Source organism: Paenibacillus sp. 23TSA30-6 (genome assembly GCF_014858585.1).
In the GTDB taxonomy this organism is placed as follows: Bacteria; Bacillota; Bacilli; order Paenibacillales; family Paenibacillaceae; genus Paenibacillus.
Window position 1 is genome coordinate 51,044 of sequence record NZ_SLTL01000032.1, and the last position, 7,979, is coordinate 59,022.

Annotated in this window: 7 protein-coding genes, 1 rRNA gene, 1 pseudogene and 1 riboswitch; of the genes and pseudogenes, 2 read left to right on the plus strand and 7 right to left on the minus strand. The window is 45.7% G+C overall.

The features are described from left to right. Nucleotides 1-9 precede the first annotated feature (9 nt). A riboswitch (purine riboswitch) is annotated at nt 10-111 on the minus strand. Between the two features lie 352 nt (nt 112-463). Further along, nucleotides 464-898 (minus strand): universal stress protein, encoded by a 435-nt coding sequence (locus E0698_RS22540; RefSeq protein ID WP_149096206.1) that lies wholly within the window; start codon nt 896-898, stop codon nt 464-466. Between the two features lie 145 nt (nt 899-1,043). Continuing rightward, entirely contained in the window at nt 1,044-1,307 is a 264-nt protein-coding gene (locus E0698_RS22545) for a DUF1294 domain-containing protein (protein WP_044647005.1), read from the minus strand. Nucleotides 1,308-1,487: 180 nt separating this feature from the next. Between E0698_RS22545 and E0698_RS22550 the strand changes: the two genes are divergently transcribed. Continuing rightward, on the plus strand, nt 1,488-1,616 hold the full coding sequence (locus E0698_RS22550; protein WP_023987044.1) for a DUF4023 family protein: 129 nt from the start codon (nt 1,488-1,490) through the stop codon (nt 1,614-1,616). Nucleotides 1,617-1,842: 226 nt separating this feature from the next. On the opposite strand, the pseudogene E0698_RS22555 reads toward E0698_RS22550, so the two are convergent. Next, nucleotides 1,843-2,307 (minus strand): annotated as a pseudogene (locus tag E0698_RS22555) (alpha-galactosidase); the annotation flags it as partial. A gap of 267 nt (nt 2,308-2,574) precedes the next feature. On the opposite strand from E0698_RS22555, the gene E0698_RS22560 reads away from it, so the two are divergent. Continuing rightward, nucleotides 2,575-3,735: a type II asparaginase gene (locus tag E0698_RS22560; RefSeq protein ID WP_192512954.1), complete on the plus strand. Its 1,161-nt coding sequence runs from the start codon at nt 2,575-2,577 to the stop codon at nt 3,733-3,735. A 280-nt stretch (nt 3,736-4,015) separates the two neighbouring features. On the opposite strand, the gene E0698_RS22565 is transcribed toward E0698_RS22560, so the two are convergent. The 4 genes from E0698_RS22565 to rrf all read right to left on the minus strand — a co-directional run bounded on the left by E0698_RS22565 (nt 4,016) and on the right by rrf (nt 7,755). Further along, on the minus strand, nt 4,016-4,153 hold the full coding sequence (locus E0698_RS22565; protein WP_167518699.1) for a hypothetical protein: 138 nt from the start codon (nt 4,151-4,153) through the stop codon (nt 4,016-4,018). A gap of 112 nt (nt 4,154-4,265) precedes the next feature. Beyond that, nucleotides 4,266-6,398 (minus strand): DNA topoisomerase III, encoded by a 2,133-nt coding sequence (locus E0698_RS22570; RefSeq protein WP_192512955.1) that lies wholly within the window; start codon nt 6,396-6,398, stop codon nt 4,266-4,268. Between the two features lie 46 nt (nt 6,399-6,444). Further along, entirely contained in the window at nt 6,445-7,437 is a 993-nt protein-coding gene (locus tag E0698_RS22575) for a ketoacyl-ACP synthase III (RefSeq protein WP_149096203.1), read from the minus strand. Nucleotides 7,438-7,638: 201 nt separating this feature from the next. Continuing rightward, nucleotides 7,639-7,755 (minus strand): 5S ribosomal RNA (gene rrf, locus E0698_RS22580). Nucleotides 7,756-7,979 lie beyond the last annotated feature (224 nt).

A 7,979-nucleotide genomic window follows, 5' to 3' on the forward strand; every position in this document is an offset into this window, starting at 1 on the left:
CAAATGCGGCTTCAGCCGTATGTCTCCCGTAGTCCGGAAATTTAAGGTTTCCAGGTAGAAACTTCCGGGCCATATCCCCGGCATTATACGAGTCAGCATTGTGCCCAAGCGACCCCAAACGATATTCTAACAAACATGATCGTGGTCTGTTTCGGCTCAAACATGTGTACCTTATTAAATTTTACCTAAAGTTCTTTTTTTATCGACAATACACTTCATAGTTTAACAATTCCCTACACCTTATGTCAACTTGAAAACGAACATTATTAAAATCATCCAATTGAATGTTCGTGTTTGACAAAACACAAACCCTTTTCTACCCGCAAGCCGGGACAATAGCTATACATTTAGCCGACTCTTGGCCTCAGACTGCCATCATAGACTGGCTCTATGCTCCACAAAAAAAATAAAAGCCGGTACTTCCTGTGTAGGCAGTAATCCGACTTTTATTCCTTCTATTCTGTTACTTCACGACCAGCACAGGAATGCGCGCATGCTGCACCACATTATGACTGACGCTGCCTAGCACAAATTCACGAATACCACCCAAACCACGGCTGCCGATCACAATCACATCGAAGCCATTTTCATTCGCATAATCCAAAATAACTTCAGCCGGCGAACCCTGAATCAGCTCCACCTTGGCGTCAATGCCCTGGTCGGCAAGCCGTTTTTTGACCTCATCCGTGGTTTGCTCCGCCAAATCGTAATATTCTTTATTCACCGAAGCTGGAATCGGGGCCAAACCTTCACCCATGAAAATACGCGGAAAATCAAACGCCGTTACGACCTCAAGCTTTGAGGATGGTGAAGCTTTGGCTAATTCAGCCGCCTTCAACAAAGCCTTATTGGATGCCTCGGAACCGTCATAAGCAAGCAATATTTTCGAAAATAACATACATATGCACCTCTTCCTATTCAGTTTGTTAGAACAAAGCCTGAAATATGTATTCCTTTGGGCGTTCGTACATTCACATTGCCAAACGCTGGCATAGCCGCCCTACTCATCATTAAACATCCCCATGAGAGCCTAAACCACGGCTTTACCGTAAAAAATACCCGTACAGCAATGCATTAACGAACAGCAACGCAGGAATACCCAGTCTGAAGCTCATATGCCGCGTTTTGTGGCGTTTGCGGTACATTGCAATCAGCACGCCTAACGCTCCCCCGATCAGGGCCAGCAAAAACAGCGTCCGTTCGGGTACACGATCACGGTGCTTACGCGCCCTCTTTTTGTCTTCCGACATTACCAGATAGCCTACTGCGTTTATAAACAGCAGCCACACCAACAAGCCTGTCTGCAATGTCTCCCCTCCTTTTGCACACCGTACCGAGTCCAGGCATTAGCCCCTCTATAGCCCTCTCCCCTTCATTATAACTCCACCCCTTTTGCAGAAACAACGCCTTCTCCTGACTGAAATACCGCTTTTGCGGATATAGTAACGTTGTATGACGGATATCCTTGAATTAAAGGAGGGACTACGATGGAAAGCACCCATGAATACGTGGAAAAGCTGCGGGAAAATGCGAAAAAGGCAGAACGCAATCGTAAAAGAGGAAAAGGAACTCCCAGCGCCAGCTTGCCGACCAAACAGCATACCAACAATCCTTAATTGCAGGTACCCTGCTGTATAAGCTGTAAAACCATGTTATTCACGTATAATGTCAGTTTGGATTGCAATGTATTTACTTTAGATGTTGCAAAAACCAGATACATTGCCTTCTTTTAGCTTCTGCAAAAACAATAAGCAGGCTCCCTTTGAGGTGTCTGCTTATTGTAACTTCGATGTTCACTTCCATCCTGTCGCAGTAATCTCTTCTCCCAGTCTACCCAGACAACCAACCATCGTCCAGTACAAACAGCTCAATTCCAAGTTTCTGACCAGCCGAAGCAATTTCTTTAATCCGATCCACATTAAAATCAGAATACGTGGCTTCCCAGTTTTTAATCAGCACCGGACGAACCTGATCACGGAATCCTCCTCTTGACAGTCTTGTTCGATATAAGCGATGATAGGTGCGCGACATATCACACAATTCTTCCGAGGAACGAACCAGTACAGCTTCCGGCGTCTGGAATGACTCTCCCTACCTCATGAACCAGACAATTGCACATATCATAATCACCGTCACGAAATCCACATTACAGCTTAAAGCCCGTCGAAGCGTTACATTTGAACTGCCTATATTTTCAAAACGTACAGAACGAGTGATAGCATCTAATTCATTGAATACTTTATATTGTAGAACGGCCGGAAGACCGGTCGATTTCGGTTTACCCTGTGTAATCGTATGACTTACATAAAGTTAACTACCCCTATCATCCTACTAATGAACTCTATACAAAATCATATAAAAAGTAATAGCTATCCTCTTACTACACACCTTATACAAACAATAAAACGATTGAATTTATAAAAAATAAGTTATAACGTCATATTATGTGACATATGTATTGACTAAAAACAATTTCAGCCTCTATAATTCGTGATATTAACGTAGTTCGACAAAATATTTGTCAGTTAATCTATCATTCATATCTATGGTTTGCACATTGGAGAGGAGCTTTATATGACTAACATGAAAAAAATGACGATGATTCCCCTGCTGGCCAGTTTTATTCTCGGAAGTACTTTATGGAGTGGCGGTTTTACCGCTAACGCTGCGGCAGCAGCTACTACCAGCACGACTGCACCTACATCTGCCACTACTGTCACCGATAAATCTGAGAAACCACAAACCAATAATCTACCCAACATTAAAATACTTGCTACTGGAGGAACCATCGCAGGGTCATCTGCCTTCAACACCGATACAACCGACTACAAAGCAGGCGCGTTGGGTGTCGAGACTCTGATTAACGCCGTTCCTGAAATGAAAAGTATTGCTAACGTCAGCGGTGAACAGGTTGTCAATGTGGGCAGCCCCGACATTAATAATGATATCCTTTTAAAACTCGCCAAACGTACGAATGAACTGCTCGCCAGAGATGATGTGGACGGAATCGTTATTACTCATGGTACAGATACGCTGGAAGAAACCGCTTATTTCCTCAATCTGGTCGTCAAAAGCGATAAGCCCGTTGTTGTCGTTGGCTCCATGCGTCCAGCTACAGCAATCAGCGCCGATGGTCCTTTTAACCTCTATAATGCTGTGAAAGTCGCCGGGGCTTCTGCCTCCAAAGGTCAAGGCGTACTCGTACTGCTGAATGACCGCATCGGTGCAGCGAGATACATTACCAAAACGAACACGACAGCAGTCGATACATTCAAGGCCGTAGAACAGGGCTATCTGGGAGCTGTTGTGGGAGATCAAGTGCATTATTACAACAAACCTACACACAAGCATACAACTGCTTCCGTGTTCGATATCTCCAATCTGACCCAACTGCCTCAGGTAGATATTTTATATGAATATCAAAATAACGGGCGATATCTGTATGATGCAGCCGTAGCGGCAGGTGCCAAAGGTATCGTTGTGGCAGGCTCCGGCAATGGTTCCTTGTCCAAGACCTCTACAGAAGGTGCTGAGGCAGCAGGTAAAAAAGGAGTTATCATCGCACGTTCCAGCCGAGTAGGCAGCGGGATCGTCTCTCCGTCTACCAAAGACGCAGCGTCCAACTTTGTTTCCACTGACTCGCTCAATCCGCAAAAAGCACGGATCTTGCTCATGCTTGCTTTGACTCAAACGCATGATGTTAAACAAATTCAGTCCTTCTTTAATGAATACTAATAAATGAGGATTTTGTAAAAATCCAAATAAGTGATTTCCAATGAACAATAAGATATCAAAGCCAGTTCACTAAAAAAGGAGCAGCAGTAACGGTGATATACCGTAACTGTTGCTCCTTTTACGCAAGACAATGACAAACCCACAACTCCACACTGAGCCCAATTGTCTCAGCCTTGATCTAGCTTCAAGTTTAAGTTTGCCCGTCAGATGGTTAAATCCATACCATTCAATGGATAACTGATTCCATTTTGCTACAATCCTGTGCTCCTGTCACTTCGTATCAGGACTGTTGTTTAGGAATCCCATTCAGGCTTGGAGGATATTTCGCCTGCTTCTCTGGATGTGGAGCGATTTCTTCCTCCAAAATACTTGATTTATTTTGCTGATTATTGATTTTAAGTGGCTTATGCTTGGGCATAACTACTCACCTCCTCGGCTTACCATGCCAAGGAGCGAAAGATTTTATACCGATTTGCTGATGCTTATCGTCCTTGCTGTTGACTTGATATTGGATTACTTGTAGCTGCCCGTTATTTTCCCTGCTTTTGCTCCAAGGCTGCTTTCAGCAGATCACCCAGACTGGAGCCAAGAGATTCCTGCTTTTCATAATGTCTTACCAGCTTCTGCTGTTCACGTTTGTTTACCCGTTGCTTGTCCTTATCCAGTGTTTCGGTAATGCCACAAGGCAGACATCTGACATACAAACCCGCCTTGCCCTCTTTCATTTCCATTTTTTTATGGCACTGCGGACAACGACGATTCGATAGACGTTTTTCTCCCGAACGGCGATAACCGCAATCCGCACTTGGACATACAAGGAACTTGCCCTGTTTGCCTTTCTTCTCCAAAAGCTTTGTACCACAATCCGGGCAATGGCTATTCGTCACGTTATGGGGCTTGTATTCGGCACTGCTATTTTTCACAGTGGAAACCAGCTCTTTCGCCATCGCACGAATCGAGTCCAAGAACGGTCCCGGTTGCCCTTGACCGCGGGCGATTCGTTCCAGCTCCGCTTCCCAACGTGCCGTCAGCTCCGGTGTTCTTAGCTGTGGAGCTGCCAGCTCAATCAGCTGCTTGCCTTTCCCCGTTGGATGCATTACATTTCCCTGACGCTCCATTGTATCCGAGCTAACCAGCTTCTCAATCAGATCTGCGCGAGTAGCAGGAGTACCCAAACCGTGCTTCTCCATCTGAGCAAGTAGCGCCGCTTCCGTATACCGCTTTGGCGGCATCGTTCGTCCAGCACGCACAAGGCAACGCTCTATCCGAACAGAATCCTCTTTTTTCAGTTCAGGTAAAATAACACCACTTCCGTTGTCCTCACGTTCCTCTGCTTCGTCGTCCGTATCATAGAGATTTCCGTCATATACCGCACGCCAGCCACTATCTTTTATCGTCGTGCCTTTGACTTGAAACGTTTCCTGCTCTACTGTTACCGAAACCGCTACAGCATCATAACGAGCAGGTGGATAGAAAAGACTGATAAATCGCCGCGCAATCAGATCGTACAGCTTACGTTCCTCCGGGCTTAGCTGATTAAGCAACAACGTCTGCTCTGTAGGGATGATCGCATGGTGATCTGTTACTTTGGTGTCATCCACAATTCGCTTCGAGATCGTCAAGCTCTTGCGCAGTAACGGGCGTGCCAAGGAAGCATACGGACCTACAGCCACACTATTGAGCCGTTCCTTAAGGGTATCCACCATATCGGATGTCAGATAACGGCTATCTGTACGTGGATACGTGACCAGCTTATGCTGCTCATACAGACGTTGAAGCACATTAGACGTCTGCTTGGCCGAAAAGCCGTAGCGCTGGTTGGCATCCCTTTGCAGCTCGGTTAAATCATAAGCCAACGGGTGTGGCTCATTCTTTTCACTTTTTTTGACACTGGCAACCGTACCTTTGACGCCTTCCAATTTGCGGCGCAAAGCCTCTGCTTGAGTACGGTCAAACATGCGTGAGTCGCCATTTTCTGCACGCCAAGTTGCCTGAAAATCACCAAAGTCTGCTGTCAATGTATCATATTCCTGAGAACGAAACTGAGTAATCTCCTTCTCACGTTCCATAATCATCCCCAGCGTCGGTGTCTGTACTCTTCCCGCCGAAAGCTGAGCGTTATAGCGACACGTCAATGCGCGGGTCACATTCAGCCCAATCATCCAGTCTGCTTCAGCCCGACAACGAGCCGATTCGTATAAACGATCAAACTGCTGCCCAGGCAACAGCTTCGCGAAGCCTTCCTTGATCGCCTTGTCCGTCTGCGATGAAATCCACAAGCGGCGAAAAGGCTTTTTCCAATTCGCCATTTGTATAATCCAACGTGCCAACAGTTCCCCTTCACGTGCAGCATCCGTTGCCACAATAAGCTCTCCAATGTCCTGCCGCTTCATGAGCTGCTGCACAGCCTTGAACTGATGATTGCTTTCCCGTAGCACCTTCAGCCTGGTACTCTTCGGAAGGATCGGCAGGTCCTCCAAATTCCAGGTTGCATACTTGGAATCATAATCCTCCGGCTCTGCCAGTCCAACCAAATGTCCTAACGCCCACGTCACAACATACTTAGGCCCCTCTATATAGCTTTTATGCTTCTCGCGGCTTCCCATCACACGTGCAATCTCTCTGGCTACGGATGGTTTTTCTGCTAATACTAATACCTTCATGTTACGCCCCTTTCTCTTATATTGTTAATTATACCATCCGGACAGCTTACAAATCAGGCACGCTCCATTTTAACAGCAGACCTGCATAAGTCAGGCCCCCTCCGAACCCATATAACAATACCCGCTGTCCGTACCGTAAACGCCCATCATCCAAACCGCACTGTAAAGCTAAAGGAATAGATGCCGCCGATGTATTGCCATAAAACTCTACACTTGTCAGCGTCTTTTCCAAAGGTATTGCCCCTCGTTCACATATGGATTCGATCATTCTCAGATTGGCGCTATGCGGTACAAACCAGTCAAGGTCCTCATTCTTCATTCCAGCCTGCTCCAATAACCGTTCTACTCCCGCTGGGACAGAGCGAACAGCCCATTTATAAACCTCACGTCCATTTTGAACAAGAAATCCATTAGCTTGCAGCTTTTCTCCATCTAAATAATCAGATAAACCTGCCCGATAGAGATGAACTCCCCCTTGCCCATAAGTTCCGATGTCTGCGGTCAAAAAAGATCCTTCATCCTCGTCATATTCAACAAGAGCAGCCCCTGCTCCGTCTCCAAAAAGTACACAAGTCGTCCGGTCCGTGTAATCTGTAATTTTGGACAACGTTTCCGCTCCCACCACTAAAACCTTACGGTGTAGACCACCCGTAATAAGGCCATTAGCTAGATGAAGTCCATAGGTGAATCCTGCACATGCTGCACTTACATCCATTGATCCCGTATCCGGAATATTAAAATGGGCCTGAATTCGTGAAGATGTACTTGGAAAGTAGTAATCAGGCGTACTTGTCGCTACAATGATCATATCAACCTCGTTTATATTTACGTCATAGAGCTTAATCATACGTGTAACGGCTTGAATGCATAGATCAGATACATATTGGTCTTCAGCCGCAATTCGCCGTTCACGCATACCCGTTCGTTGTACTATCCACTCGTCACTAGTATCCACAAGCTTCTCCAAGTCGGCATTCGTCAAAATCCGTTCAGGTACATAAGTACCCAGGGCCGTAAGCTTTGCTTTAGAATTCAACAATCTGATCACTCTCCTTTATAATCCTTATCCCTATTATAACACCTGATACTAATACCTGGTACTAATTTATTTCAAAATAGCTTTAATTGGTATGAGTTAGTCTCAATTTGTACCTTTCCATTAAGTTAAGTATATATTTCTTACCTTTTCAACGCAAAAAAGAACCATAATCTCAAGGAGATCATGGTTCTTCTTACTTTTGCTTGGCGACGTCCTACTCTCCCAGGACCCTGCGGTCCAAGTACCATCGGCGCTGGAGGGCTTAACGGTCGTGTTCGGGATGGGTACGTGTGGAACCCCTCCGCTATCGCCACCAAACATGTATTTGACTAGCAAATACTTTTTTTCAGGAATCAGCATCGCCAAATGCTGTGTGTTAGTTCTGTTTAGTATAAGCTACTTGAGCTTGTACCTCACCAAACTTACACCCTGAAAACTGGATCCGAAACTCCATTGCATTTTATTTTAGGATAAGCCCTCGACCGATTAGTATTGGTCAGCTCCATGCATTACTGCACTTCCACCCCCAACCTATCTACCTC